Here is a 24,576-nt window from a genome sequence, read left to right on the forward strand (position 1 = left end):
AATTGCTGCGCTTTCGCTCAGAGTCTTGACGATCAGCACGGAGAATTTGGAATGCTTGAGGGAGCCGAGGTGCGGCTTGCCGTCGATATCGGTGGCACGTTCACCGACATCGTGCTGGACGTGGGCGAGGTACGGAAAACCCGCAAGGTGCTGACGACGCCGCAACGGCCCGAACAGGCGGTGCTGGATGGGATGCGCCTCATTCTCACCGATGCGCGCGCGCATATCAGCGACATCGATGTCTTCATTCACGGCACGACGCTGGCGACCAACGCCATCATCGAGCGGCGCGGCGCCAAGACCGCGTTGATTGCGACCGACGGCTTTCGCGATGTGCTCGATATCGGCACCGAAAGCCGCTACGACCAGTACGATCTCGGCATCGACAAGCCGAAGCCGCTGGCGCCGCGCAGCCTGCGCTTCACCGTGCCTGAGCGCATTGACGCCCACGGCGCGGTTCGCCTCCCGCTCGATGAAGCAGCCGTGCGCGCGCTCGCGCCGAAGTTGCGCGATCTGAAGGTCGAGAGCGTCGCGATCGCCTTCCTGCACTCTTACGCCAATCCCGAGCACGAACGCCGAGCAGCCGCGATCATCAGTGAAGAGATGCCCGGCATTTCGGTGACGGTGTCATCGGCCGTGTGTCCGGAGATTCGCGAATACGAGCGCACGTCCACCGCGGTTGCGAATGCCTATGTGCAGCCGCTGATCGACGGCTATCTCGCCCGCATGGCCGACGCCTTGCAGGTCGAGCAGTTCCGTGGCGCGATCTATCTCGTTACTTCCGGCGGCGGCGTCACCTCGATCGAGACGGCGCGGCGCTTCCCGGTGCGGCTCGTCGAATCCGGTCCTGCCGGCGGCGCGATCTTTTCGGCGCAGATCGCGGCGCGTCTTGGCGAGAGCAAGGTGCTCTCCTTCGATATGGGTGGTACCACCGCAAAGATTTGCCTGATCGAGAAATTCCAGCCCGAGACTTCGCGCGTGTTCGAGGTCGATCGCGCCGCGCGCTTCCTGAAAGGCTCCGGCCTGCCGGTGCGCATCCCCGTGATCGAGATGGTCGAGATCGGCGCCGGCGGCGGCTCGATCGCCCATGTTGATGCGATGAAGCGTGTCACCGTCGGTCCCGAGAGTGCGTCGTCGGAGCCCGGGCCGGCCTGCTACGGTCGCGGCGGCCAGCGCCCGGCCGTGACCGATGCGGACGTTGCTCTCGGCATGATCGATCCCGATGCTTTTGCGGGCGGCACGATCAAGCTCGATCCTGAGCTTTCGAAGCAGGCGCTGCTGCGCAGCGTCGGTGAGCCGCTGGGCTTGTCTGCGGAGACCGCAGCCTATGCGGTGCACGAAGTCGTCTGCGAGAACATGGCGAGTGCGGCCCGCGTGCACGCCGTCGAGCGCGGCGAGATCGTTGGCCAGCACACGCTGATCGCCTTCGGCGGTGCCGCACCCCTGCATGCGGCGCGTGTTGCCGAGAAGATCGGCGTGTCCCGCGTGATCGTGCCGTCGAACGCCGGCGTTGGCTCGGCGGTCGGATTCCTCGCGGCTCCCATCGCCTATGAGCTGGTGCGCAGCCGCCACGTCCGGCTCGACGATTTCGACACGGGTGCAGTCTCCGACCTGCTTCAGGACATGGTGACCGAAGCGCGTGCGCTGGTCGAGCCCGGCGCTGCCGGCGCACCGGTGCGCGAGCGCCGCGCGGCGTTCATGCGCTATGTCGGCCAGGGCCACGAGATCACCGTCGAGCTGCCGAACCGGCCGCTGACATCAGCCGATCTCGCCGGCTTGCGCCAAAAATTCGAGGCGGACTATTCGGCAATGTTCGAGCGTTCGATCCCGGGCGCCGCGATCGAGGTGCTGAGTTGGTCGGTGCTTGCGACCACCGAGGCGCGCAATCCGCCCACCGTTGCGGCCGTCACACGCAAGCCCGCGGGCAAAGCGTCAGGAAGCCGAAAGTTTTTCGACGGTCGCGCGGGCGAGGTGATCGAGATCCCGCTCTACCGCCGCGAGGACATGGCACCGGGCGCGACGATTGCGGGTCCTGCCGTGATCGCGGAGGACGAGACTTCTACCTTCGTCTCCACCAGTTTTAATGCCCATATCGACGGTGCCGGCAGCATCGTCATGGAACGGAAGGCGGCCTGATCATGAGCAAGGCAAACGGCGCGAGCCTGATCGACCTCCAGATCATGTGGCACCGGCTGATCGCCGTGGTCGAGGAGCAGGCACAAGTGCTGCTCCGCACCGCGTTCAGCCCGATCGTGCGCGAATGCGGCGACCTCTCGGCCGGCGTGTTCGACCTCAGGGGACGAATGCTGGCGCAGGCGGTGACCGGCACGCCCGGTCACGTCAACTCGATGGCGGAGTCGGTCAAGCACTTCATCACCCACTTCCCGCTGGAGACGATGAAGGAAGGCGACGCCTACATCACCAACGATCCCTGGATGGGCACCGGCCATCTCAACGATTTCGTCGTCACCACACCCTGCTTCAAGGACGGCAAGATCGTCGCGCTGTTCTCCTGCACCAGCCATCTCATGGACATCGGCGGCATCGGCTTCGGGCCCGATGCCACGGACGTGTTCATGGAGGGGCTCTACATCCCCATGCTGAAGCTGATCGACCAGGGCGTCGTCAACGAGACGCTGATGGCTATGATCCGAACCAACACGCGGCTGCCGGTAGACACCGAGGGCGATACCTATTCGCTCGCCGGCTGCAACGACGTCGGCTGCGAGCGCCTGGTCGAGATGATGACCGAGTTCGGCATCGACACGCTCGATGAGCTCGGCGACTACATCTGCGACCGCTCGCGCGAGGCCGTGCTCGCCGAGATCGCAAAATTGCCGAAGGGAACGTGGCGCAACAGCATGGTCGTCGATGGCTATGATGCGCCGGTCACGCTGGCCGCGACGCTGACGATTTCGGACGAAGGCATTCACGTCGACTTCGACGGTACTTCAGCTGCCTCGAAGTTCGGCATCAACGTGCCGCTGTCCTACACCACGGCCTACACCGTGTTCGGCCTCGGCTGCGTCGTCGCCTCGCAGATCCCGAACAATGCCGGCTCGCTCTCGCCGCTGACGGTGTCGGCGCCGGCGGGCGCGATCCTGAACGCGCCGAAGCCCGCGCCGGTCGCGTCGCGCCACATCATCGGCCAGATGCTGCCCGACGTCGTGTTCGGCTGCCTGCGCCAGATCATTCCCGAGCGCGTGCCCGCGGAGGGCACCTCGTGCCTGTGGAATCTCAATGTCCGCGGCCAGACCCGCTCGGGCGCCGGCGGCAATTACGGGTTCTCGATGGCGGTCACCAGCAACGGCGGCACCGGTGCGCGCTTCGGCAAGGACGGGCTGTCGGCGACCGCCTATCCCAGCGGCGTGCGCGGCACGCCGGTCGAGATCGCGGAGACGCAGACACCACTGATCTTCTGGCGCAAGGAGCTGCGCCCGGATTCCGGCGGGGCAGGGCGCACCCGCGGCGGCCTTGGCCAGATCATCGAGGTTGGCAGCGGCGTCGATGCGCCGTTCGACATTCTTGCCGCGTTCGATCGGATCGATCATCCGCCGCGCGGCCGCGATGGCGGCCAGAACGGCGAGGCCGGCTATGTCGGCCTCAAGTCCGGAAAGAAGCTGCGCGGCAAGGGCTTTCAGCAGGTGCCGCCGGATGACCGTCTGGTGGTGTTGACGCCCGGCGGCGCCGGGATCGGCGCGCCGAGTGAGCGCGACCGCGCCGCCGTCAAGGAAGACGTCGAGAGCGGACTTGTATCTTCGGAGAATGCAGCTGAGGTTTACGGGTTCGCGCAGTGACGAGCCGGGAAGCTTGCGCATTAGCAAACGGAGAGAAGGAATGATCACGCGACGAAACTTCACCGCCGGCGCAGCGACGCTGCTCGCCGCCGGTCACATCTCGACCCGCGCGCGCGCCGCGACGGTGAGCTGGGATATGTCGACGGTTTGGCCCGACGGCAATTTCCACACCCAGAATGCCTTTGCTTTCGCCGAGGAAGTCAAGAAGCAGACCGAGGGTGCTGTCGCGATTACCGTGAAGGCCGGGGGGCAGCTCGGCTTCAAGGGCCCGGAGCATCTGCGCGCCGTGCGCGACGGCCTGGTGCCGCTCGCCGACGTCCTCAACATCCAACAGGTCGGCGATGAGCCCTTCATGGGCGTCGAGAGCATCCCCTTCCTCTGCAGCTCCATGGACGAGTTGAAGGTGTTGCACAAATATGTGCGGCCCGAATACGAGAAGGTCGCCGCGCGCAACAACCAGAAGATCCTCTACATCGTGCCGTGGCCGACGCAGTATCTGCATCTGAAGGTCAAGGTCGCCGACGTCGACGGCCTGAAAAACATCAAGATCCGCGTGCCGGACAAGAACGCCGTCGACATGCTGGCCGTGGTCGGCATGGCACCGGTGATGATCCCCTGGGGCGAGACGATCCCGGCGCTCGCGTCCGGCGCAGTCGCCGGTGTCTCCACCTCGGCGGTGTCGGGCGTCGACGGAAAATTCTGGGAATTCCTGAAATACATCTATCCGACCAACCACGTCTGGTCGTCGCAGATGCTCACCGTCAATCTCGACTCCTGGAAGGCGCTGTCGAGCGACCAGCAGCAGCTCGTCGCCGGTATCGCGGCGAAGATGGAGCCGGGTTTCTGGGACAACTCGCTCAAGGCCGATGTCGACAGCCTCAACCGCCTCAAGGAGGGCGGCATGGAGGTGGTGCCGGTTTCTGACGCGATGATGGCGGACATCCGCGCCAAGACCGCGCCGCAGCTCGACGCCTTCCTCAAGCGCGTGCCGGCGGCCGACAAGCCGGTGCGGGCCTATCTCGCCGAAATGAAGCGCTGAGGTCCACGCCATGGTCAGCGTTTCGCCGGCGGCTCCGCAAAGTCTCAATGCAGCGGCGCCGGCGCCGCTGCGTATCCTGCTCGACGGCATCGACCGTCTCGGCCGGCTCGACGGCTGGATCGGCGGCGGCTGTCTCCTCATGCTGACCCTGCTGATGTTGTGCGAGGTCGCAACGCGCTTCCTCTCCAACTTCCTGCCGTTCTTTCCCCCGACCATCTCGATCGCGTGGGAATATTCCTCCTACCTGATGGCGGCGTCCTTTACCTTCGGCGCCGCCATGACGCTGCGCGTCGGCGGCCATATCCGGGTCGTGCTGCTGCTGAAAAACGTGCCGGCGCCATTTCAGCGTGCGATCGAGATCCTCTCGGCTGCCGCCGGTTTCGCCTTCATGGCGTTCCTGACCTCGTCGATGGCGAAGTTCGCCTTCGGCGCCTATGTGCGCGGCCAGGTCTCGACCTCGAGCGACACGCCGCTGTGGTTTCCACAAGCCGTCGTCGCCTTCGGCATGCTGCTGCTCACGCTCCAGTTCCTGGCGCGTGCGATCCATGCCGCGCTCGGCCTGCCGCTGGAGGATCACCGCATGAAGGCTTCACCCGTCGAATGATCGCGCTCGCGCCTGCCACCGGACACCGGATCCCATGACCATCGAAGTCGTCGCACTTTTTGTGATCCTGTTCGCGCTTTTGGCGTGTGGCGTCTGGATTGGCCTCACCCTCGCGCTGACCGCGACTCTGCTGCTCGCGACGTTCCGCTCGATCCCGCTCGACAAGCTCCTGCCCCAGTATGCCTGGAACATCCTGACCACGCAGGAGCTGCTGGCGCTGCCGCTGTTCATCCTGATGGGCGAGCTGTTGTTCCGCACGCGTCTGTCGCGTTCGCTGTTTCAGGGGCTTGCGCCCTGGGCCGGCCTTCTGCCCGGCCGCCTGCTGCATGTGAACGTGATCGGCTGCACCATCTTCGCGGCGATCTCGGGCTCGTCGGCAGCGACCACGCAGGTGATCGGCCGCATGTCGCTCAACGAGCTGCTGCGCCGCGGCTATTCCCGCGACATCGCGATCGGCTCGCTCGCCGGCGCCGGCACGCTCGGCTTCCTGATCCCGCCGTCCAACATCATGATCATCTACGGCGTGCTCGGCGACGTTTCGATCCTGAAGCTGTTCACGGCCGGCGTTCTGCCCGGCCTGCTGCTGGCCGCCACCTTCATGGGCTGGGTGATGCTGCACACCACGCTCGACAGCTCGATGGTGCCGGAGACGGAAGCCAAGCTCTCCGAGGTGCCGTGGGGCGAACGCTTCGCAGCCTTGAAGGACCTCGCGCCGGCGCTGTTCCTGATCGCCTGCGTGCTCGGCTCGATGTATGGCGGGCTCGCCACCCCGTCCGAGGCTGCCGCCGTCGGGGTGCTCGGCGCGGCGCTGGTCGCCTGGGCGCAAGGCTCGATGTCGCAGCAGGTGATGCGCGACGTGTTGATCGGTTCGGTCGTGACCTGCTCGATGATCGCGCTGATCGTGCTCGGCGCATCGATCCTCGGCAATGCAGCGGCTTTCCTCGGCATCCCGCAGGCGGTCGCCGCCTTCGTTAAGGGCCTCGGCCTGTCGCCCTTCATGCTGATCGTCGTGCTGATTATCTTCTATCTCATCCTCGGCTGTTTCCTCGACGGCTTTTCGATGATCGTGATGACGCTGCCGATCGTGCTGCCGATCGTGAAGGGCGCGGGCTTCGACGAGATCTGGTTCGGCATCTTCCTGGTGCTCGCCGTCGAGATGGCGCAGATCACCCCGCCGGTCGGCTTCAACCTGTTCGTGATCCAGGGCCTGACTGAAGACGGCCTCGGTTACATCGCGCGCGTCACGATGCCCTACCTGATGATCATGGTTGGCTTCGTGCTGTTGCTGACGCTGTGGCCAGGCATCGTCACGATCCTGCCGCGGGTGCTGTATGGAGGATAGGTTCACGCCGTCCCGGCCTTGCAGCCGGGACGACGTTTTTCGATCCTTCAGCCTTACGCCGCCGCCTTCTTCCGCGCCTGCTCGGCCTTGTAGAGCTCGAACTCCTCCGCGATCGCTTTCACGATCGACGGCCGCTGGCGCTGGCGTTCGTAGTAGGCCTTCACGTTCGGCCATTTCGAAAGCTCGATCGGCGGCGTCGCCATGGTCCAGTTGATGACCGTGACGAGATAGGCATCGGCCACGCTGAAATGGTCGAGCAGGAACTCGCGCCCCTCCAGGTAGTTGTCGAGATAGTCGAGCCGCGACAAGTTCTTCTCCAGCACGTAGGCTTTCACCTCCTGCGACGCCTTGCGGTCGAGCACGGGCACGAACAGGCCCTTGTGCAGCTCGGTGCCGATGAAGCAGAGCCATTGATGCAGCCGCGTGCGATCGATGCCGGCGCTCGCGCCGAGACCCGATTGCGGAAAACGGTCGGCGACATATTGCAGGATCGCGGCGTTCTCGGTCAGCACCACGCCCTCGTCGGTGCGCAGCGTCGGCACCAGGCCGATCGGGTTGACGGTGTGGAAATCGGAGCCGTCGCTGAGCACTTTCTTGGTCGGCGGATCGACTTCGAGATAATTCGCCTCGGCGCCGGCCTCATAGAGTGCGACGCGCGTCGCCATGGAGCAAGCGAGCGGTGAGAAATAAAGATCCATCGTGGGCCTCCTTGGGCAATTCTCTTTGTGAGTGTCGCTCAACCTGGCCAGATTGATTTTTGTACCATCTTGCATATTATGACGACGGTCAAGGATTAATTTGCGATATGGTACAAAAATCAAAACCGCCATCTGCTGCCAATGAGCCCGAGCGCCGCGGCGAACCTAAGCGCCGCGGACGGCCGCGCGCCTATGAGCCCGACGTCGCGCTCGGCAAGGCGCTCGATCTGTTCCGCAGGCAGGGTTTTGCTGCGACATCGCTCGACGATCTCAGTGAGGCCACCGGCATGAACCGGCCGAGCCTCTATGGTGCGTTCGGCGACAAGCGCGAGCTCTACATCAAGAGCTATCAGCGCTACCGCGAGGATGCGCGTGCATCGATGGCCGAGATCTTTCGCCAGGAGACGCCGGTGCGCCAGCGGCTGGAGCGCATCTTCGCCTCCGCGCTGAACATTTATCTTTCCGGCGAGACCGGCCCGCGCGGCTGTTTCACAGTGGTGACGGCGGCGTCCGAAGCGGTGAGCGACCCCGACATCCGCGCGATGGTGCTCGACGGTCTGTCGGAGCTCGACAAGGCTTTTACGAATTGCTTCCGCCGCGCCAAGGAGAAGGGCGAGTTGCCGGACAGCGCCGATCCAGCCGTGCTGGCGCAACTCGCCTCGGCCACAGTGCACTCGATCGCAATCCGCTCACGTGCCCGCGTCTCGCGCAGGGATCTCGAAGCGATCGTGAAGGGCGCGATCGATGTGATGTGCGGGGAGCGATAATCCTGCGTCGAGGCGAGCGCGTTGCTCAGGAAATCCAGGAATTTCTACCAGCTAAGCACGTTGCCGGGCTGATGGTGGATCTACTAGAAGTTTTCTTTTTCTGTGGGCCGTCATTTGAGTGTACATTCATGTGCCGAATCAGTTTCGCCGGGGCGATGATCTCGTCGAAATAATGATGATGGCACGGGTTGAGGCCGTGCCCGGGGCTGCCGCCATGCCACGCATTCTCGTTGTCGATGATGATCCGCTCATTTGTACAGGCATACGCGCCTGGCTGGAGAAGCGGGATTTTGAGGTTGTCGTCGCTTACGGCGCCGAATCTGGCCTCGGTGCTCTCGACGATTCGGCGATCGATTTGATGATTGTCGATATTTTCATGCCGCAGATGCGCGGCTTTGAATCGATCAGGTTGTTCCGCCAGCGCGCTCCAACAGTGCCGCTGATTGCCATTTCCGGCTATGTATTCGCCGAACAACGAACACCGGCTCCAGACTTTCTGCGCATGGCGCTTGAGCTTGGGGTCACGCGCTGTCTGCGCAAGCCCTTCACGCCGGCAGAATTGTTCGCAGTCATTACCGCTTGTCTGCTGGAGCTGGGTGGTCGGAGGACGGAGGCCGTTGGCTAAGGACTCGCACACCGACGCCCCGATCCCCGAGGGCACGAACGCGCGATGGCTGCGTGCCGTCGTCGAGACGGCCGTCGACGGCGTGATCCTGATTGACGCGGGCGGCAAGGTGCTGATGTTTAACCCGGCCTGCGAGAAGCTGTTCAAATACCGGGCTGACGAGGTCGTCGGGCAGAACGTCAAGATGCTGATGCCCGGACGTTATCGTCAGGAACATGACCGCTACCTCGATAATTTCGCCCGGACCGGCGAACGCAAGATCATCGACATCGGCCGTGAGGTGCTTGGCCAGCGTAAGGACGGATCGACGTTTTCGATGGATCTGTCGGTTGGCGAGGCAAAGCAGGACGACGGATCGATCTTCGTCGGTATCATCCACGACCTCACAGAACGTGAAAGGGCCGAGCAGGCGCTGCGCGAAAGCGCTGCGCGGCTAAGAGCGGTCGTGGATACCGCAGTGGATGGGGTCATTCTGATCGATGCGAGGGGACGCATCATCATGTTCAATCCCGCCTGCGAAAGGCTGTTCCAATACAGCATTGACGAAGTCATGCATGAAAACGTCAAGCTGCTGATGCCGTCTTCGTACCGAATCGAACACGATGGCTATATCCGGAATTTCCTGGATAGCGGCGAGCGAAAAATCATCGGGATTGGCCGCGAGGTGGTAGGCCAGCGCAAGGACGGATCGACATTTCCGATGAATCTCTCCGTGGGCGAGGCAAAGCAGGACGGCGAGTCCATCTTCGTTGGCATCATTCACGATCTGACCGAGCGCAAGCGGGCCGAGCAGACCGTCCACGACAGCGAGCGAAGCTTCCGCTTATTGGTTGAGGGCGTCACGGACTATGCGATCTACATGCTCGATCTCGAAGGGCGGGTAACGAGCTGGAACAGCGGCGCCGAGCGGATCAAGCAGTTTACTGCTGCGGAAATCCTCGGTCGGCATGTTCGCGAGTTTTACACCGAGGACGAACGCCGGAACGGCGAACCTGAGCGCAATCTGGAAGCGGTGAGACGGGAGGGGAGGTTCGAAGCCGAGGCCTGGCGCGTCCGCAAGGACGGCAGCAAGTTCTGGGCGAGCGTTGTCGTCGATCCGATCAGGAACGAGCAGGGACAATTGCTCGGTTATGCGAAGATCACCCGCGACATCAGCGAACGGCGCCGTGCCGAACAGGCTATTCGCGACGCCGGAATGCGTGTCAACACGGTGGTCCAAACCGCCGTGGACGGCGTGATCTGGATCGAAGCTGATGGACGCATTCAAATGTTCAACCCGGCGTGCGAGAAGCTCTTCGGTTACTCTGCCGAAGAGGTGTCCGGTCAGAACGTCAAGATGCTGATGCCGGCGCCCTATCGCGAGGAGCACGATCGCTATCTCGACAATTTTCACCGTACCGGTCAGAAGAAGATCATTGGAATCGGCCGCGAGGTGGTTGGCCGACGCAAGGACGGATCGACGTTTCCGATGGACCTGTCGGTCGGCGAAGCCAAGCAGGATGGCAAATCGATCTTCGTCGGCATCATCCATGATCTGACCGAGCGTAAGCGCACTGAAGAACAATTGGTGCAGGCGCAGAAGATGGAAATGGTTGGGCAGCTCTCGGGCGGGATCGCCCACGACTTCAACAATCTCCTGACGGTCATCGTCGGCAATGCTGAATTTCTCAGCGAACAACTGAAACCACGGCAGGATTTACAACAGCTCGCCGACGACATCGGCCGAGCCGGCGATCGTGGCGCAGAATTGACGCAGCGGCTGCTCGCATTCAGCCGCCGGCAAATCCTTCGCCCTATCGAGATCGATTGCAACAAGTTGCTCGATGGCGTGCACAAGATGCTGCGGCGGACGTTGCGTGAAGATATTGAAATCAACACCAGTTTCGATCCCGATCTCGCGCTTGCCTACGCAGATCCCGCCCAGCTCGAATCCGCAATCTTGAATCTCGCCGTCAATGCGCAGGATGCCATGGTGGCTGGTGGGCGTCTCACCGTCACGACGGCTAACGCATCGCTGGATAACCATTATCAGAGCCTTCATCCGGAAGTGATGCCAGGCGAGTACATCATGGTCGCCGTCACCGATGACGGCGAGGGAATGCCGAAGAACGTGATCGAGCGGGTGTTCGAGCCATTCTTCACCACCAAGGAGGTTGGGAAGGGCAGCGGATTGGGTCTCAGCATGGTGTACGGCTTCGTGAAACAGTCCAGTGGCCACGTTTCCATTTATAGCGAACCCGGACTGGGCACCACCGTTCGGATGTATTTGCCGCAGGCGGCTACGAGGTCGCCGATGTCATCCGAGCCGATCCAAACGGATGAGACCGTGCTTCCGAAAGGAACCGAAACGGTGCTCATCGTCGAGGACGATCCGTTCGTTCGGTCCTATGCTGTGCTGAGGTTGCAAAGCTTGGGGTATTCGGTTGTGGCCGCTGTCGATGGCAAAGATGCTCTCGAAAAGCTCAGAACCAATATTCACATTGACCTCCTGTTCACCGATATTGTGATGCCGGGCGGGATCAATGGCTGGAAGCTTGCCGAACTTGCGCAGCAGATGCAGCCGGGGCTGCCGGTGCTTCTGACCTCGGGCTACGCGCTGGAAACTCTCGTCAAGCACGGTCGGCATCGCGACGGATCAGTCGTTCTCACCAAGCCCTATCGCAAGGCTGATCTTGCACTTCGCCTCCGCGAGGTCTTGACTGCACCACCAGTCATTCCGGCTCCGCCCTAGTTCTGCCCGACTACGCCGCCCGAATCTGCGCGAGGAAACGATCCACCTCGTCGCGCAGGCGCTGCGACTGCTTTGACAGCTCGATCGCCGAGACCAGCACCTCTTCTGCGGCCGTGCCCGTCGCCGCGATGCCGTCGGTGACGCCTGCGATGTTCTGCGAGACCTCGCCGGTGCGTGCGGCAGCCTGCTGAACGTTCTGCGCGATCTCCTGCGTCGCCGTGCCCTGCTGGCCGACGGCGGCCGCGATCGCGGCGGAGATTTCATCGACCTGCTGAATCGTCGCGCAGATCGACTGGATGCCCTCGACGGCGCCGGTGGTCTCGCCCTGGACGGCCGTCACCTGCGCGCCGATCTCTTCCGTCGCCTTCGCGGTCTGGGTCGCGAGCGCCTTGACCTCGGAAGCGACCACCGCAAAGCCGCGGCCGGCTTCGCCCGCGCGCGCCGCTTCGATCGTCGCATTCAGCGCCAGCAGATTGGTCTGGCCCGCAATGCCGTTGATGAAGGAGACGACGTCGCCGATCTTTTGCGCGGCGTCCGCCAGGCTCTGCACCCGCTCGTTCGACTGCCGTCCGTCGCTCGCGGCCTTGCCCACGACTTCGGTCGCATGCGCAAGGCGGCGGCTGATCTCGGTCATCGACGAGGACAATTCTTCCGCCGCGGCCGCCACTGTCTGCACGTTCTCCGAGGCCAGCGCCGAGGCCGACGAGACCGCACGGGTCTGATTGCGCGACTGCTCGACGATATCGGACATCGAGCGCGCGGTGTGCTCCATCTCGACCGCGGCCGAGGACACCGTGGTGACGACGTCGCGGATGCTGGCCTCGAAATTGTCGGCAAGCGCCGCAAAGGCGCGCCGCTTCTCGGCCTCGGACTGCGCCTTGGCCTCGAGCTGATCGGCCTGGAGCTTGCTGAAATTCACAGCGTTGTCACGGAACACAGCGACCGCCTTCACCATCGCGCCGACTTCGTCGTTCGCCTTGCTTTTGGGGACCGCGACGTCGAGCCGGCCGTCGGCGAGCTCGCGCATCACGTTCGTGATGGAGAGAATCGGCCGCGAGATGCCGCGGGCGATGAGATAGCCGACGATCGCAGCCAGCATGAGCCCGAGCGCGGCAATGGCGATTGCGAGTATCCAGGCGCGGTCGGCCGAGGCCTCGTAATCGGCGTTGTCCATCACAAGCTCGACGGCGCCGAGCGGTTTTCCGGAAAAGTCCTTGATCGGCCCGAGCAGCGCGGCGACCGGCGTCGCGTCGAGCTTGGCCTGCTTCACGGTGAAGCCGCCGCCGGCGGCGCGGCCGTAATCAGCCGCATCGAAGAAGCTCTTGCCCTTCAGCGTGCCGCCGAACAGCTTGAAGCCCACGCCGTCGGCGAGATGGAAGGCGATGTCGACATGGCGGTTGAGTTTGAAATCGTCAAGGAAGGACTGCCCGAAGGTCAGGCCGAATTCCACCGAGCCGAGATGTTTAGCCCCTTGTGCAATCGGCACCACGCCGCGGATGCCGAGCCCGGCCACCCCGCCCTCGAGGCCGACGATGACCTTGTGCTCCTGATTGGCATCGAGAACGGTCTTGCGGAAGCTCGAGAGGTCGTCGCCGAACTTCGCCGGCTGGTGCACGCGCAGGAAGGAGGTCGCAGGCGGGGTATGGAACTGGAACTGTTCGACGCCGTACTCCGATTTGGTGGCGGCAAACACGGGCCCGAACAGGCGCACCAGCGCCTCGCGATCCTGCTTGGCCATCGCCTCCTGTGTCGCCGGCATCGCGGCCACGACCGCGCTCATGGCGGCCGCGCGATGGGATTCTTCCGCGATCCGCGACAGCAGCGCATCATAATGGCTGCGCAGCTCGCGCTGGTCGGCACGGTCGATGATGCCCGCGATGATCCACATGGCCCCGAGCACGGCAATCAGCGCGGTGGCCGCCGCCGTCAGCGCCAGCGCAACCGTGATCCGCATCCTGAGGCCGAGGGGAGAGCGCATGTCCGACCCGTTCGTTGAGCATCGATTAACAATGCCTATCAACTTCTCGCTAAGAGAGGGTGAACGAGGAGGGGGAAGTGGCGGTTTTGGGGGCGACAGCGCAGGTAGGGAGGCTGAGGAGTCTCAATACCCCCGCCCGCGTTCCACCACATTCTCCAGCGCGCCACCCGATTCGAACTTCGCGATCTGTTCGGCGACATAGGCCGAGATCGCGTCCGCATCGGTGTCGGCGGCGTTGTGCGGGGTCAGCACCACCTTGGGATGGGTCCAGAACCGGCTGTCCTTCGGCTGCGGCTCCTGCACGAAGACGTCGAGCGAGGCGGCGCCCAGCGTGCCGTCGTCGAGGCAGGCCAGGATGTCGGCTTCGTTCTGCAAGGCCCCGCGGCCGGCATTGATCAGCACCGGCGCGCCGAGCGGGCTCGTGCGATTGAGTTTTGCGAAGACGTCGCGGTTGAGAATGCCGTTTGTGTCAGGCGTCAGCGGCAGCAGTGACACCAGAATGTCGGTCTTGCGCAGGAATGCATCCATTCCGGCCGTGCCGTGGAAGCACTCGACGCCCTCGATCGTCCGCGGGCTGCGGCTCCAGCCGGCGACGCGGAAGCCGAGCCGCCGCAGCACGTCGGCCGCGTCGGCACCGAGCGTGCCCAATCCCATGACGCCGACGGTGACCGCACTCGCCGGCCACTGATATTGCGGCTCCCAGCGTTTCGCGCGCTGCGAGTCGCGCAGGTAGAGCTCCTGGCGGTGGTGCATCAGCACGTGCAGCACGACATATTCGGTCATGCGATTTGTCAGGTCAGGCACGGCGACGCGGACCAGCGGCACGTTGGGCAGGCTCTTGTCCGCCATCAGCGCGTCGACACCGGCGCCGAGATTGAAGATGGCCCGCAGATTGGGGAAAGAGCCGAGGTCGCCCGGTACCGGCTTCCACACCGCGGCATAGTGCACCTCCGCCGGATCGAGCCCGGCATTGGGCAGCAGCACCACGGGGCGGCCGCCGCAGACCGCATCGAACCGGGCCTTCCAGCGCTCCGGCAGCCAGTTCTGTTGCGTGCTGTTGATCAGGACGGCCAGTATGCCCACAGTCATTCTAAGAGCCTCGTCGCGTTCCGCTTTTGACGCCCTCCTTGGCATGATCTGCCGGATTTTTCTCGCAAATTTTTTCCGCAGCCCTGTCGGGGCGGGGCATAGTGGATCGTCTTTCAAACAAGCGTTCAGGGAAGGTGCTGCCCATGCTTTATGCGATCCTTTGCTATCATGACGAGGACTTCGTCGGCTCCTGGAGCAAGGACCAGGACGAGGCCGTGATGAGGAAGCTCGCCGTGGTGCAGGATAAGCTCACACAGCAGGGCCGGCTCGGCCCGGTGGCCCGGCTGCTGCCGACCACGGCGGCCGCGACCTTGCGCAAGGAAGACCCGCCGCTGGTGCTCGACGGCCCCTATGCTGAGACCAAGGAGCAACTGCTCGGCTTCTACATCGTCGATTGCAAGAATCTCGACGAGGCGCTCGACGTTGCGCGCGATCTCGGCTCGGCCAATCCCGGCGGCGCCTATGAGGTGCGTCCCGTGGGCGTGTTCAGGCCCGGAGGAATTTCGGCGTGAGCGAGGCTGACACTGCCTGGATCGAGACCGCGCTGACCTCGGCGCGTCCGCAGGCGGTCGGTGCGCTGCTGCGCTATTTCCGCGATCTCGATACCGCCGAGGAGGCTTTTCAGAACGCCTGCCTCCGCGCGCTCAAGACCTGGCCGCAGAACGGGCCTCCGCGCGATCCCGCGGCCTGGCTGATCATGGTTGGCCGCAACGTCGCAATCGACGAGGTGCGCCGTACCCGCAAGCAGCAGCCGCTGCCCGAGGACGACCACGCGATCTCCGATCTCGATGATGCCGAAGGCGCGCTGGCCGAGCGGCTCGACGGCTCGCACTATCGCGACGACATTTTGCGGCTGATGTTCATCTGCTGCCATCCGCAGCTGCCGGCAACGCAGCAGATCGCGCTCGCGCTGCGCATCGTGTCAGGCTTGACGGTGAAACAGATCGCGCGTGCCTTCCTCGTCTCCGACGCGGCGATGGAACAGCGCATCACGCGCGCCAAGGCGAAGGTCGCGGAGGCCGGGACGCCGTTCGAAACGCCAGGCCCGATCGAGCGTTCCGAACGTCTCGCCGGTGTCGCCGCGATGATCTATCTGATCTTTAATGAGGGCTATTCGGCAAGCGGGGACACTGCTGAGATCCGCAAGCCGCTGTGCGAGGAGGCGATCCGGCTGGCGCGGTTGTTGCTGCGCTTGTTCCAGAGCGAGCCAGAGATCATGGGCCTGACGGCTCTGATCCTGTTGCAGCACGCGCGCAGCGCCGCGCGCTTCGCCAAAGACGGCTCGCTCATTCTCCTGGACGACCAGGATCGCTCGCTGTGGAACCACACCATGATCGCGGAGGGGCTGGCGCTGATCGATAAGGCGATGCGCCACCGCCGCAGCGGGCCCTACCAGATCCAGGCCGCGATCGCCGCGCTGCATGCGCGGGCGTCGACTCCGGAGGAGACCGACTGGACCGAGATCGACCTGCTCTATGGCGCGCTCGAGCTGGTGCAGCCATCGCCTGTGGTGACGCTCAACCGCGCGGTCGCGGTCTCCAAGGTCCGCGGGCCACAGGCCGCGCTCGACCTGATCGAGCCGCTGGCGCCGAAGCTTGCCAACTACTTCCATTTCTATGGCGTGCGCGGCGCTTTCCTGATGCAACTCGGCCGCAACGACGAAGCCCGAGTAGCCTTCGACCGCGCCATCGCGCTCGCCAACACCTCGGCCGAAGCCGCCCACATCCGGATGCACATTGATCGGCTGATCCGGGACAGCCAGCCGAAAGAAGGCGGCGCGAGGCAGGGCGCGAAGGTGAAGTGACGGCCCAAAAAATTGCTCCGTCACATGTCGGCCCCCGCCTTTCCCCTTCGTCTTAATCCCGTATCCAGGGAGCCATTCATGCTGAAAGCCATTGCCATTGCCGCCATTGTGCTCGCGGTCGGGATCGCGGGCATCCTCGTATTCGCCCTCACAAAACCCGACACGTTCCGTGTCGAGCGCTCGCTCGCGCTGAAGGCGCCGGCCGAGGCGATCTATCCGCTCGTCTCCGATTTCCACTTCTGGACCAGCTGGTCGCCCTATGAGGGGCGCGATCCCGCCATGAAGCGCACCTTCGGAGGAACTGCCGCTGGGAAGGGGGCGACCTATGCCTGGGACGGCAACAACAATGTCGGTGCCGGCCATATGGAGATCCTCGAGGCGAGCACGCCGTCGAAACTCCGCATCAAGCTCGATTTCGAACGGCCTTTCGAGGGCCACAACACCGCCGAGTTCACCTTTGTGCCGCAAGGCGATGCCACACTGGTCACATGGGCGATGTACGGTCCGGCTCCCTTCATGTCGAAAGTGATGCAGGTCTTCATCAACATGGACAACATGATCGGCAAGGATTTCGAGGCCGGCCTCGCCAGCCTGAAGAAGCTCACCGAGAAGTAACGCCAGACACCGCCCAAGAAACTGTCAAGCAACTGTCAAGGAACTGCCAAAGGAACTACCAAGGAAGCGAAAAGGAGAGAAATGATGCTCAATCCCTATCTGTTCTATCAGGACACGTGCGAAGCGGCATTCAACTTCTACGCCGAGATATTGGGCGGCAAGATCGACGCCATGATGCGTGTCTCGGATGCGCCGGTGGACATGCCGGGCGCGCCCGGCCGCGAGAAGACAATCATGCATGCGCGGATGACGCTGCCCGGCGGCGCTGTGCTGATGGCCTCCGACACGCCACCAGAGCATTTTCACAAACCGCAGGGCTTTTCGATCTCGGTCACGGTCGCGGACCCCGCGGAGGGCGAGCGCAAGTTCAACGCGCTCGCCGACGGCGGCACCGTCACCATGCCCTTCAGCAAGACGTTCTGGGCCAAGGGCTTTGGCATGTGCGTCGACAAGTTCGGCATTCCCTGGATGGTGAACTGCCCCGCCGAAGGAATGTGAGCTCAACGCTGGGGAGAATTCCCTGAGCTGCGGCTTCCTCTCTCGATGGTCTCGAGAGAGGGAGCCCGCCTCGTCAGCGGATCGATCCGGTCACGTCCTCGCCCGGCGGCTGCGTCACGCAGCTGCGGCAGATCACGAGCTTCGAGCCGAGTTGCTTGTCGTTCTCGGCCTCGATCTCGTCTTGGACAGCCCACCATGCGTCGGAATAGGGACGCAGCGTACCGAGCACCCTTTGTCGTTCCAGATTGGGATCGCTCGCCGGTGCTGCATGATTGGCAAGGCGACGTTTTGTGACAGCAGGACGATTGGGATCCTGACCGAGTCCGTCCCACGCGATCGGACGACGCTCCGCCGCCGGCGCGCTTGTGCATCCCGCGAGCGCTGCGCAAAAACTGAGCAAGACGAGAATGTGTCGAGCCATGCCGAACCTGCCGTGCGGTACGTGACGCAAATCCGCGTGGGAAACTTTGCATCGCGACGCTTACCCGGGACTTGAGGGAAAACGACGTCGCCGGCATGGCCGAAAAGAGATTCGTGCGCTCGATTCACTTTACAAGAACAGCTTGCAAGAACAGCCTGCAAGAACAGCGCGAGCGGGTTTGTGACATGAAGCGAATTGCATCGCACAACAACTGGCGCAAGATTAGGCTGTGAACTTCGCGCCAGAATCGATAATTATATTCACAATATCTACAAATTAGGGCGGACGACTTGGAAGGGAGCGACCGATGGCGGCGGCGCTGCAAATCAATTTTGCTCTATGGGGAATGCTCATCTGCGCCAGCATGAAGCTTGCGCCGGTGATCCAGATTGTCTTGCACTAGAGGAAAAGCCAGTTTGTGACGGCCACGGCTCCCTGTGCGAGCACGTAGAGCCAGCCGACCGTCGCGACCGCGCTCGTGATCAGGAACGTCAAGGGGAAGGCCTGATCGCTTGCTCTCTGCATAAGCGATGACTGAGCTTGCGAACCGGCATGTCCGTCGGTGCCGATGCTGGTCATGAATCCCCCTGCGGGCATCGCTGTCGATTCGTCCACTGTATGCCAAATCAACTTGGCCATGGTGTGACACGGTTCACACTGCGTATGGTTGTCGGCGCATGACGCCATGCATCAACTTATGAACAATGCGATCAGCATGAAGCTCATGCCCACCACGACGATCATGGGAACAATAAAGTCGCGCTGACGTGAGGGCCGTCGCGGCAATGGCCTTCGTCGTCGCGGCGTCTCACTCACGTGCGACGCCGGCTCCGACGGAGCGAGTGAGGTCTTGGCGTCCGAACCGATGTACTTCACGTACAGCTCGAGCAGCCGCAGTTCCGACGTCAGGTCGATCAGGCCCTCGCGGTCGCGCCGCGACAGCTCCTCGAATTCGAGGGTTTCTTCTGAGCTCAGCGGGCCGAGGACGATCCGTCCCTGATCCGACAGGCGGTAGCGAAAATCGATGGACTCCACATGCGTACCATTTGAAAATGAGCGATCTCGAAAAAGTGGAACCATCATATTCCGCCGCCGCTGCCGGGATATGACGGTCAGCCATCGCGAGCCGCGTAGGCCTCGGTCTGGCATAGGCGCCGGGGAAAAGCTGGAAACCGCGTAAATTGGCACGCGTTGCGATGCACTTGAGCGGATTTCGCTCCTGCCGGGGCCGAATTCGCCGGGAACTGCCTAATCGTCGGACAGCGGAGGAATCATCGCGGTCATACCGCCGCCTGCAATCGAATTGTCATCGACAGCGCGGATAGATCGCGGCGAGGTCGCGCCCCTTCAGCAACAGCAACCGCGAGGTGAGGCCGCCGCGCCGGCTGATCCAGTCGCGAACGGGGCCCGGATAGGCCGCAAGCACGGCTTCGGATGCTTCTGGCTCGGCATAGAAGCGTCCGCGCCGGTCGACCGAACGCGCGGCATGGAAACCGAGCACGGCACGTTTGGTGACGCAGATGCGCTCGCCCGGCACGATGCTGAGCACCAGCGTGCAGGCAGACAGGCAGGGACCGTCGATCACCACGCGGTCGCCGCTCTCGCGCACCTTCTCGAACAGATCGAGGAACGGCCCGACCTGTCCACCGGGGCTCTGGATGATGCGGATCTCGGCCTTGGCCGGGACGGAAGCGAGCAGCGCGGCTGCGACGATCCAGGCTTTGACGAAAGCAATGCGTCGCATGAAGTCTCCACCAACTCGGTTCCGATGGTGGGCACGGCGCGTCGCGCCTCTGCCCACCCTACAAATCCCGTGCCTACCCGTTCCGCCTTTGCCCGCGCAGCGTCGGCAGGCCGATGCCGGCCGCATCGAAGCCGCCATCGACGGCCAAAATTTGGCCGGTGATGTAGCTTGCGCGCTCCGAGCACAGGAAGAAGATCGCTTCTGCGAGCTCCTCCTCCAGGCCATAGCGGTTGAGCGGGATGGCGTCGTGATAGTCGGCGCGGATCTCCTTGGTATGCACCTGCTTCGCCATCGTGGTGTCGACCGGCCCCGGTGCTACCGCATTGACGCGGATGTTGAGCGAGGCGAGCTCGACCGCGAGCTGCTTGGTGAGGTGGGCAAGCCCGGCTTTGCTGGTGCCGTAGGCCGAGCGCAGCGTCGAGGCGCGCACCGCCGAGATCGAGGTGATGTTGACGATAGTGCCGCCGTTGCCGTCGCGCATCAACGGCACCGCGGCCTTGGTGCAGAGGAACGGACCCGTGAGGTTGACTTCGAGCACGCGACGCCAGTCGGCCTCCGATGTCTCCATCAGCGGCGCGAACACCGCAATGCCGGCATTGTTGACCAGCGCATCGAGCCGACCGAAACGCTGCTCGACCGCTTTCATCGCGACGCCGACCGCGGCGCTGTCCGAGACGTCGCAGGCTAGCGCCAGCGTCGCCTCGCTTTGGCCGATCTCGGCCACCGCGCGGCCGAGCAACTCGCCCTCGATATCGAGCAGCGCCACCCGCCAGCCCTCGGCCAGGAATTTCTTCGCGGTTGCTAGCCCGATGCCGCGCGCGGCTCCGGTGACGAGGGCGACTTTTTGCGGGGAGGCGGGCATGGGCTGATCCGGTCCTGTATCGAAAAACGGGCGTGCGTGAGCGTGCGCTCCTTTTACTGCGCTTTGGTCCGGACGAGAAAGAGACGCAGCGGTTTGGGTCCTACGCGCTGGGCTGCAATGGCCTCCGAAATAATTTCCACGGCTCTGTCGGCCTTGTAAAACGTCATTCGTCTTATATGGGAGGCGGGCCATCTGACCCGCTCAACTCCTCGTCATTTCGTGGCGCATGTCGCGCGGCGCCATGTAGAATGGCGAGATCAGTGAGGAACCGCATGCGATTCATGATGCTGATGATCCCGCTCGGCTACGAGACCGCGCCGGCGGACGTGCAACTCGATCCCGAACGCGTCGCTGCGATGATGCGCTATAACGAGGCGTTGAAGGATGCCGGCGTGCTGATCACGCTGGACGGCCTGCATCCGCCGTCGATGGGCGCCCGCGTCTCGTTCGCTTCCGGCGTGCCTGCCGTGACCGACGGTCCCTTCACGGAGGCAAAGGAAGTGCTGGGCGGCTACTGGATGATCGAGGTCGGCTCGCGCGACGAGGCGATCGCCTGGGCGAAGAAGTGCCCGGCCTCAGCCAATGAGATCATCGAGATCCGCCAGGTGCAGGAAATGTCCGACTTTCCGCCGGAGGTGCAGGCGGCCGCCGCCGGTTTCGAAAACCTGAAGAACTAGCCGAAAGGGCCGCGAAAACTCGCGACTTCGTCAATCCATCAACAAGGGAGAAAACCGATGAGCACCGATACCTATCTCGCCGTCTTCCTCGGCAGCAAGAACAGTCCGAAATGGGCTGCGTGGAATGCGATGCCCGACGCGGAGCGCAAGGCGAAGGAGATCGAGGGCATGGCGGCCTGGAAGGGCTGGGTCGAGAAGCACCAGGGTGCGATTCAGGCCATGGGCGGTCCGCTCGGCAAGACCAAGCGGGTCGACGGCAAGGGCGTCGCCGACATCGCCAACGAGATGGGCGCCTTCACCGTGGTCCGTGCCGCTTCACACGAGGCGGCCGCCAAGATGTTCGAGAACCACCCGCATTTTGCGATCTTCCCCGGCGAGCGCGTCGAGATCATGCCGGTGCTGCCGATCCCGGGCGGCTAGGGCCTCGTCGGACCTCAGGTACGTGGAGATACGGGTTCACCAAAACCCATCACTGCTAGTGACCTTCACCGCCGGCTCATGTAAAAGTCGTTCACATGAGCTGGCGCAAGGAGCAGAGCCGCACGGAGCGCGGCTATCACCACGGCAATCTGAAGGAAGCCCTGTTGCAGGCCGCCCTCGGGCTGATCGCCGAGAAGGGCGCGGCCGGCTTTACCTTCGCCGATGCCGCGCGCATGGCCGGGGTCAGCGCGGCGGCGCCTTACCGGCATTTTCGCGACCGTGACGAGCTGTTGTCCTCGATCGCCCAACGCGGTTTCGAGCAGTTCGAATCGCGGCTCACGGCGGCCTGGGACGACGGGCGCCCCGACACCGTCACTGCGTTCGAGCGTGTCGGCCGGGCCTATCTTGCCTTCGCCCGCGAGGAGCCCGCTTTCTACAACGCGATGTTCGAATCCGGCCTGCCGGTCGATGCCAATGCAGCGCTGCAGGCCGCAAGCGAGCGCGCTTTCAACGTCATTCGCGCCGCCGCGGAGCGCCTCGCGGCGCTGGCCCCGCCCGGCGCGCCGCGTCCGCCGGCAATGATGATGGCGCTGCACATCTGGTCGATGGCGCATGGCGTCGCTTCGTTGTTCTCGCGTGGGGATGCGGCGCGACGCAAACTGCCGATGTCGCCGGATGAGCTGTTAGAGGCCGAGGTGCTGATTTATCTGCGCGGTCTCGGCTTCCCGACCGATCGCAGGCCGCAGGCGAAGAGCGCCGAGCCGCCACCGGTGCCCCCGGAGGCTCCCTCCGGTTCTGGCGTGCCGCCCGGCGGGCCTCCAGCTGGTCCCTGGGGCAAGCCGAAATAAAGTTGCGCAAATAATTCCGCGACCCTGTCAGGCCGCCAGCTTGACAAAATCGCGGGATGGTCTAGCTATGTAAATGTTATTTACATTCACAACGGCGCTGATGCCGTGATGGAGAAGGGAAATGGCCTACACCGCTGATGTCAATCGCTGGCGCGGCCCCTCGGACCAACAGCAACAGTACGAGCGGCCCCACATGCTCGATACGCCCTGGCATCCTGGTTGGATTGCCGTGACCATTCTCGGCTTCATCATCTGGTGGCCGATCGGACTTGCCCTTCTCTTTTTCACACTCGGGAGCAGAAGAATGTCGTGCTGGAGCAACCAGGATCGCTGGCAGAGCAAGATGGAGCGGATGCAGTACAAGATGGACCGCATGCGCGGCCGCATGGAGCGCCGTGGTTTCGGCTTTGGCTTCGGCCCGCCGTCCTCCGGCAACCGCGCCTTCGACGAATACCGCACCGAGACACTGCAGCGTCTCGAGGAGGAGCAGGTCGAATTCAAGAACTTCCTCGACCGTCTGCGTCACGCCAAGGACAAGGAAGAGTTCGACCAGTTCATGGCCCAGCACAAGACGCGTCCGACCCCGCCGCCGACCGACCAGCAGCAGGGCTGATACCTCTCAAAGCCTTCAGGTGCATGCCCCCAAAGTCCTGATGGCCCCGAGCCGCCCGCCTGCGATCTCGCAGGCGGGCGGTTTGGTTTTTGGGGCGCGATCAGAGCCCGGGCCCCGTCACCTGGCACCGCGCCGCTCATTCCTGGACGATGCCCATGGACCTCACCATCCCAGGTTGGCAAGTCCTGGGTGGCGCCGTGCTGAATCGCACGGCCGGAAGGTTCAGCGCACTGTCACGAGCTGCGCGCGTACCGACGTCAGGAAGTGTTCGTAGGCGTGGTCGACGATCTCGTTGAGTGATCGCGTTCGCGCGAACATCGCCCTGGCTTCAATGAGAAACTCCTCGCGGGTCGGGATCGTCGGCAGATGCAGATGCGTCAGCGCGTCGACGCCTTCATGGGCGCGATGGAGGATCTCGTGCAGCGTCGGCAGTTGCAATTGGGCCAGGTCAGCTCGGCGCCGCGCCGACGAGATCGCATCCGCGAGCTTCTGCGCATCGAATCGTCCGGCGAGCTCGCGCGCTGCCCGATTGATGACGCGTGCGCCGAGCTGCTGCTCGTTGCGCAGCACCTGTTCGGGCGGTGCCTTCATGTTCCAAACGATTCCGAACCAGGACAGGAGCTTCAGGACGTAATAGGTCGGGTCGATCTCCCACCAGTAAAAGCCTTGTCGCACGCTGCTCTGGCAGGCGTGGTGATTGTTGTGCCAACCCTCCCCCAGGGTGAACAACGCCAGCAGCCAGTTGTTGCGGGAATCGTCGCCCGTCACGTAGCGCTTGCGTCCATGCACGTGGGCAAGGGAATTGATGCAGAAAGTCGCGTGATAGACCAGCACCGTGCTCCACAGGAAGCCGACGACCAGACCCGACCAGCCCGCAACCAGAAAGCAGAGCACTGCAAGCACGACGGCCGGCAGGAGTTCGAGCCGATGCAGCCACATCAGCTCCGGATAGACCGCGAGATCGCCGACTTTCACGAGGTCGGTCGTGTCGTGCTGCCGGTAAAAGATCCAGCCGACATGGCTGTACAGGAAGCCGCGTTGACGCGGTGAATGCACGTCCAATTCGGTATCGGAATGCAGATGATGGTGCCGATGCTTGGCCGCCCACCACAACACGCTCTTCTGCGCGGTGCTTTGCGCAAGGCAGGCCAGGATGAACTGAAACACCCGGCCGGTGGCAAAAGCCTTATGCGAGAAATAGCGGTGGTAGCCTGCGCCGATTGCGAACATGCGCACGATGTACAGTGACCCGCAGATCGCGACGGCCTGCCAGGTGACGCCTGACCAGATGGCCGCAAAGCAGAAGAGGTGGACCAGCACGAACGGAATTGCGGAGGGGTACATGACGTCGTCGTGGTGGTCGTCGGCGGGCGGGTTGGGCGACATGTCTTGGGGTGACCTCGG

At 63.5% G+C, this 24,576-nt stretch carries 25 protein-coding genes; 16 read left to right on the top strand and 9 right to left on the bottom strand.

The features are described from left to right. Positions 1-51 precede the first annotated feature (51 nt). Genes ACP2YP_RS07295 through ACP2YP_RS07315 form a run of 5 tightly spaced genes read left to right on the top strand, consistent with a single transcriptional unit; the run spans position 52 to position 6,782 of the window. Positions 52-2,136 carry a hydantoinase/oxoprolinase family protein gene (locus ACP2YP_RS07295; protein ID WP_426423303.1) on the top strand — a complete coding sequence of 695 codons (2,085 nt, stop codon included), beginning with the start codon at positions 52-54 and terminating at the stop codon, positions 2,134-2,136. A 2-nt stretch (positions 2,137-2,138) separates the two neighbouring features. Then, entirely contained in the window at positions 2,139-3,797 is a 1,659-nt protein-coding gene (locus ACP2YP_RS07300; RefSeq protein ID WP_426423304.1) for a hydantoinase B/oxoprolinase family protein, read from the top strand. Between the two features lie 40 nt (positions 3,798-3,837). Then, positions 3,838-4,836: a TRAP transporter substrate-binding protein gene (locus ACP2YP_RS07305; RefSeq protein WP_426423305.1), complete on the top strand. Its 999-nt coding sequence runs from the start codon at positions 3,838-3,840 to the stop codon at positions 4,834-4,836. Between the two features lie 10 nt (positions 4,837-4,846). Then, the gene (locus ACP2YP_RS07310) at positions 4,847-5,440 is read left to right on the top strand and encodes a TRAP transporter small permease subunit (protein WP_426423306.1); all 594 of its coding nucleotides are present in this window, start codon (positions 4,847-4,849) and stop codon (positions 5,438-5,440) included. A 34-nt stretch (positions 5,441-5,474) separates the two neighbouring features. Next, positions 5,475-6,782 (top strand): TRAP transporter large permease, encoded by a 1,308-nt coding sequence (locus ACP2YP_RS07315; RefSeq protein ID WP_426423307.1) that lies wholly within the window; start codon positions 5,475-5,477, stop codon positions 6,780-6,782. A 53-nt stretch (positions 6,783-6,835) separates the two neighbouring features. Here the strand turns inward: ACP2YP_RS07315 and ACP2YP_RS07320 are convergent, their stop codons facing one another. Beyond that, positions 6,836-7,480, bottom strand: coding sequence for a glutathione binding-like protein (locus ACP2YP_RS07320; protein WP_426423308.1), 645 nt, complete (start codon positions 7,478-7,480; stop codon positions 6,836-6,838). Between the two features lie 107 nt (positions 7,481-7,587). On the opposite strand from ACP2YP_RS07320, the gene ACP2YP_RS07325 reads away from it, so the two are divergent. The 3 genes from ACP2YP_RS07325 (at position 7,588) to ACP2YP_RS07335 (ending at position 11,603) form a co-directional block, all read left to right on the top strand. Next, on the top strand, positions 7,588-8,247 hold the full coding sequence (locus ACP2YP_RS07325) for a TetR/AcrR family transcriptional regulator (RefSeq protein WP_426423310.1): 660 nt from the start codon (positions 7,588-7,590) through the stop codon (positions 8,245-8,247). Between the two features lie 214 nt (positions 8,248-8,461). Then, positions 8,462-8,872 (top strand): response regulator transcription factor, encoded by a 411-nt coding sequence (locus tag ACP2YP_RS07330; protein ID WP_426426067.1) that lies wholly within the window; start codon positions 8,462-8,464, stop codon positions 8,870-8,872. Beyond that, the gene (locus ACP2YP_RS07335) at positions 8,865-11,603 is read left to right on the top strand and encodes a PAS domain S-box protein (protein ID WP_426423311.1); all 2,739 of its coding nucleotides are present in this window, start codon (positions 8,865-8,867) and stop codon (positions 11,601-11,603) included. The genes ACP2YP_RS07330 and ACP2YP_RS07335 overlap by 8 nt, the downstream gene beginning before the upstream one ends. Positions 11,604-11,613: 10 nt before the next feature. Here ACP2YP_RS07335 and ACP2YP_RS07340 read toward each other — a convergent pair whose 3' ends face one another. After that, positions 11,614-13,581, bottom strand: coding sequence for a cache domain-containing protein (locus tag ACP2YP_RS07340; protein ID WP_426423312.1), 1,968 nt, complete (start codon positions 13,579-13,581; stop codon positions 11,614-11,616). 123 nt (positions 13,582-13,704) lie between these two features. Continuing rightward, positions 13,705-14,670 (bottom strand): 2-hydroxyacid dehydrogenase, encoded by a 966-nt coding sequence (locus ACP2YP_RS07345; RefSeq protein WP_426423313.1) that lies wholly within the window; start codon positions 14,668-14,670, stop codon positions 13,705-13,707. Positions 14,671-14,813: 143 nt separating this feature from the next. Between ACP2YP_RS07345 and ACP2YP_RS07350 the strand changes: the two genes are divergently transcribed. The 4 genes from ACP2YP_RS07350 (at position 14,814) to ACP2YP_RS07365 (ending at position 17,587) form a co-directional block, all read left to right on the top strand. After that, complete coding sequence (locus ACP2YP_RS07350) at positions 14,814-15,182, top strand: YciI family protein (protein WP_426423315.1); 369 nt, start codon at positions 14,814-14,816, stop codon at positions 15,180-15,182. Beyond that, the gene (locus ACP2YP_RS07355; RefSeq protein ID WP_426423316.1) at positions 15,179-16,474 is read left to right on the top strand and encodes an RNA polymerase sigma factor; all 1,296 of its coding nucleotides are present in this window, start codon (positions 15,179-15,181) and stop codon (positions 16,472-16,474) included. Before ACP2YP_RS07350 ends, ACP2YP_RS07355 begins: the two co-directional genes overlap by 4 nt. A 78-nt stretch (positions 16,475-16,552) precedes the next feature. After that, the gene (locus ACP2YP_RS07360; RefSeq protein WP_426423317.1) at positions 16,553-17,089 is read left to right on the top strand and encodes an SRPBCC family protein; all 537 of its coding nucleotides are present in this window, start codon (positions 16,553-16,555) and stop codon (positions 17,087-17,089) included. Positions 17,090-17,173: 84 nt separating this feature from the next. After that, positions 17,174-17,587, top strand: coding sequence for a VOC family protein (locus ACP2YP_RS07365; protein WP_426423318.1), 414 nt, complete (start codon positions 17,174-17,176; stop codon positions 17,585-17,587). A gap of 73 nt (positions 17,588-17,660) precedes the next feature. Here ACP2YP_RS07365 and ACP2YP_RS07370 read toward each other — a convergent pair whose 3' ends face one another. The 5 genes from ACP2YP_RS07370 to ACP2YP_RS07390 form a co-directional block, all read right to left on the bottom strand. Further along, entirely contained in the window at positions 17,661-18,008 is a 348-nt protein-coding gene (locus ACP2YP_RS07370; protein ID WP_426423320.1) for a hypothetical protein, read from the bottom strand. A 399-nt stretch (positions 18,009-18,407) separates the two neighbouring features. Beyond that, positions 18,408-18,587 (bottom strand): hypothetical protein, encoded by a 180-nt coding sequence (locus ACP2YP_RS07375; RefSeq protein WP_426423322.1) that lies wholly within the window; start codon positions 18,585-18,587, stop codon positions 18,408-18,410. Between the two features lie 111 nt (positions 18,588-18,698). Continuing rightward, the gene (locus ACP2YP_RS07380) at positions 18,699-19,043 is read right to left on the bottom strand and encodes a hypothetical protein (RefSeq protein WP_426423324.1); all 345 of its coding nucleotides are present in this window, start codon (positions 19,041-19,043) and stop codon (positions 18,699-18,701) included. A 271-nt stretch (positions 19,044-19,314) separates the two neighbouring features. Beyond that, entirely contained in the window at positions 19,315-19,752 is a 438-nt protein-coding gene (locus ACP2YP_RS07385; RefSeq protein WP_426423326.1) for a hypothetical protein, read from the bottom strand. Positions 19,753-19,825: 73 nt separating this feature from the next. After that, positions 19,826-20,614, bottom strand: a complete 789-nt coding sequence (locus ACP2YP_RS07390; protein ID WP_426423328.1) for an SDR family NAD(P)-dependent oxidoreductase — start codon at positions 20,612-20,614, stop codon at positions 19,826-19,828. A 272-nt stretch (positions 20,615-20,886) separates the two neighbouring features. Between ACP2YP_RS07390 and ACP2YP_RS07395 the strand changes: the two genes are divergently transcribed. The 4 genes from ACP2YP_RS07395 to ACP2YP_RS07410 all read left to right on the top strand — a co-directional run bounded on the left by ACP2YP_RS07395 (position 20,887) and on the right by ACP2YP_RS07410 (position 23,172). Then, on the top strand, positions 20,887-21,291 hold the full coding sequence (locus ACP2YP_RS07395; protein ID WP_426423330.1) for a YciI family protein: 405 nt from the start codon (positions 20,887-20,889) through the stop codon (positions 21,289-21,291). A 57-nt stretch (positions 21,292-21,348) separates the two neighbouring features. Beyond that, complete coding sequence (locus ACP2YP_RS07400; protein WP_426423332.1) at positions 21,349-21,711, top strand: hypothetical protein; 363 nt, start codon at positions 21,349-21,351, stop codon at positions 21,709-21,711. Positions 21,712-21,806: 95 nt separating this feature from the next. Next, the gene (locus ACP2YP_RS07405; protein WP_426423334.1) at positions 21,807-22,559 is read left to right on the top strand and encodes a TetR/AcrR family transcriptional regulator; all 753 of its coding nucleotides are present in this window, start codon (positions 21,807-21,809) and stop codon (positions 22,557-22,559) included. Between the two features lie 121 nt (positions 22,560-22,680). Next, positions 22,681-23,172 carry a DUF2852 domain-containing protein gene (locus ACP2YP_RS07410; RefSeq protein ID WP_234680486.1) on the top strand — a complete coding sequence of 164 codons (492 nt, stop codon included), beginning with the start codon at positions 22,681-22,683 and terminating at the stop codon, positions 23,170-23,172. Positions 23,173-23,394: 222 nt separating this feature from the next. On the opposite strand, the gene ACP2YP_RS07415 is transcribed toward ACP2YP_RS07410, so the two are convergent. Continuing rightward, on the bottom strand, positions 23,395-24,558 hold the full coding sequence (locus tag ACP2YP_RS07415) for an acyl-CoA desaturase (protein ID WP_426423337.1): 1,164 nt from the start codon (positions 24,556-24,558) through the stop codon (positions 23,395-23,397). Positions 24,559-24,576 lie beyond the last annotated feature (18 nt).

This window comes from Bradyrhizobium genosp. A, from assembly GCF_049949275.1.
Lineage (GTDB): Bacteria > Pseudomonadota > Alphaproteobacteria > Rhizobiales > Xanthobacteraceae > Bradyrhizobium.

What these genes read in the sequence shown, in the direction of transcription:
- ACP2YP_RS07385 (WP_426423326.1), bottom strand. Translation starts at nt 19,752, where the DNA reads ATGCGACGCATTGCTTTCGTCAAAGCCTGGATCGTCGCAGCCGCGCTG.
- ACP2YP_RS07350 (WP_426423315.1), top strand. Translation starts at nt 14,814, where the DNA reads ATGCTTTATGCGATCCTTTGCTATCATGACGAGGACTTCGTCGGCTCC.
- ACP2YP_RS07320 (WP_426423308.1), bottom strand. Translation starts at nt 7,480, where the DNA reads ATGGATCTTTATTTCTCACCGCTCGCTTGCTCCATGGCGACGCGCGTC.
- ACP2YP_RS07330 (WP_426426067.1), top strand. Translation starts at nt 8,462, where the DNA reads ATGCCACGCATTCTCGTTGTCGATGATGATCCGCTCATTTGTACAGGC.
- ACP2YP_RS07300 (WP_426423304.1), top strand. Translation starts at nt 2,139, where the DNA reads ATGAGCAAGGCAAACGGCGCGAGCCTGATCGACCTCCAGATCATGTGG.
- ACP2YP_RS07360 (WP_426423317.1), top strand. Translation starts at nt 16,553, where the DNA reads ATGCTGAAAGCCATTGCCATTGCCGCCATTGTGCTCGCGGTCGGGATC.
- ACP2YP_RS07410 (WP_234680486.1), top strand. Translation starts at nt 22,681, where the DNA reads ATGGCCTACACCGCTGATGTCAATCGCTGGCGCGGCCCCTCGGACCAA.
- ACP2YP_RS07305 (WP_426423305.1), top strand. Translation starts at nt 3,838, where the DNA reads ATGATCACGCGACGAAACTTCACCGCCGGCGCAGCGACGCTGCTCGCC.
- ACP2YP_RS07390 (WP_426423328.1), bottom strand. Translation starts at nt 20,614, where the DNA reads ATGCCCGCCTCCCCGCAAAAAGTCGCCCTCGTCACCGGAGCCGCGCGC.
- ACP2YP_RS07400 (WP_426423332.1), top strand. Translation starts at nt 21,349, where the DNA reads ATGAGCACCGATACCTATCTCGCCGTCTTCCTCGGCAGCAAGAACAGT.
- ACP2YP_RS07415 (WP_426423337.1), bottom strand. Translation starts at nt 24,558, where the DNA reads ATGTCGCCCAACCCGCCCGCCGACGACCACCACGACGACGTCATGTAC.
- ACP2YP_RS07340 (WP_426423312.1), bottom strand. Translation starts at nt 13,581, where the DNA reads ATGCGCTCTCCCCTCGGCCTCAGGATGCGGATCACGGTTGCGCTGGCG.
- ACP2YP_RS07315 (WP_426423307.1), top strand. Translation starts at nt 5,475, where the DNA reads ATGACCATCGAAGTCGTCGCACTTTTTGTGATCCTGTTCGCGCTTTTG.
- ACP2YP_RS07325 (WP_426423310.1), top strand. Translation starts at nt 7,588, where the DNA reads ATGGTACAAAAATCAAAACCGCCATCTGCTGCCAATGAGCCCGAGCGC.
- ACP2YP_RS07295 (WP_426423303.1), top strand. Translation starts at nt 52, where the DNA reads ATGCTTGAGGGAGCCGAGGTGCGGCTTGCCGTCGATATCGGTGGCACG.
- ACP2YP_RS07345 (WP_426423313.1), bottom strand. Translation starts at nt 14,670, where the DNA reads ATGACTGTGGGCATACTGGCCGTCCTGATCAACAGCACGCAACAGAAC.
- ACP2YP_RS07375 (WP_426423322.1), bottom strand. Translation starts at nt 18,587, where the DNA reads ATGACCAGCATCGGCACCGACGGACATGCCGGTTCGCAAGCTCAGTCA.
- ACP2YP_RS07370 (WP_426423320.1), bottom strand. Translation starts at nt 18,008, where the DNA reads ATGGCTCGACACATTCTCGTCTTGCTCAGTTTTTGCGCAGCGCTCGCG.
- ACP2YP_RS07395 (WP_426423330.1), top strand. Translation starts at nt 20,887, where the DNA reads ATGCGATTCATGATGCTGATGATCCCGCTCGGCTACGAGACCGCGCCG.
- ACP2YP_RS07310 (WP_426423306.1), top strand. Translation starts at nt 4,847, where the DNA reads ATGGTCAGCGTTTCGCCGGCGGCTCCGCAAAGTCTCAATGCAGCGGCG.
- ACP2YP_RS07365 (WP_426423318.1), top strand. Translation starts at nt 17,174, where the DNA reads ATGCTCAATCCCTATCTGTTCTATCAGGACACGTGCGAAGCGGCATTC.
- ACP2YP_RS07405 (WP_426423334.1), top strand. Translation starts at nt 21,807, where the DNA reads ATGAGCTGGCGCAAGGAGCAGAGCCGCACGGAGCGCGGCTATCACCAC.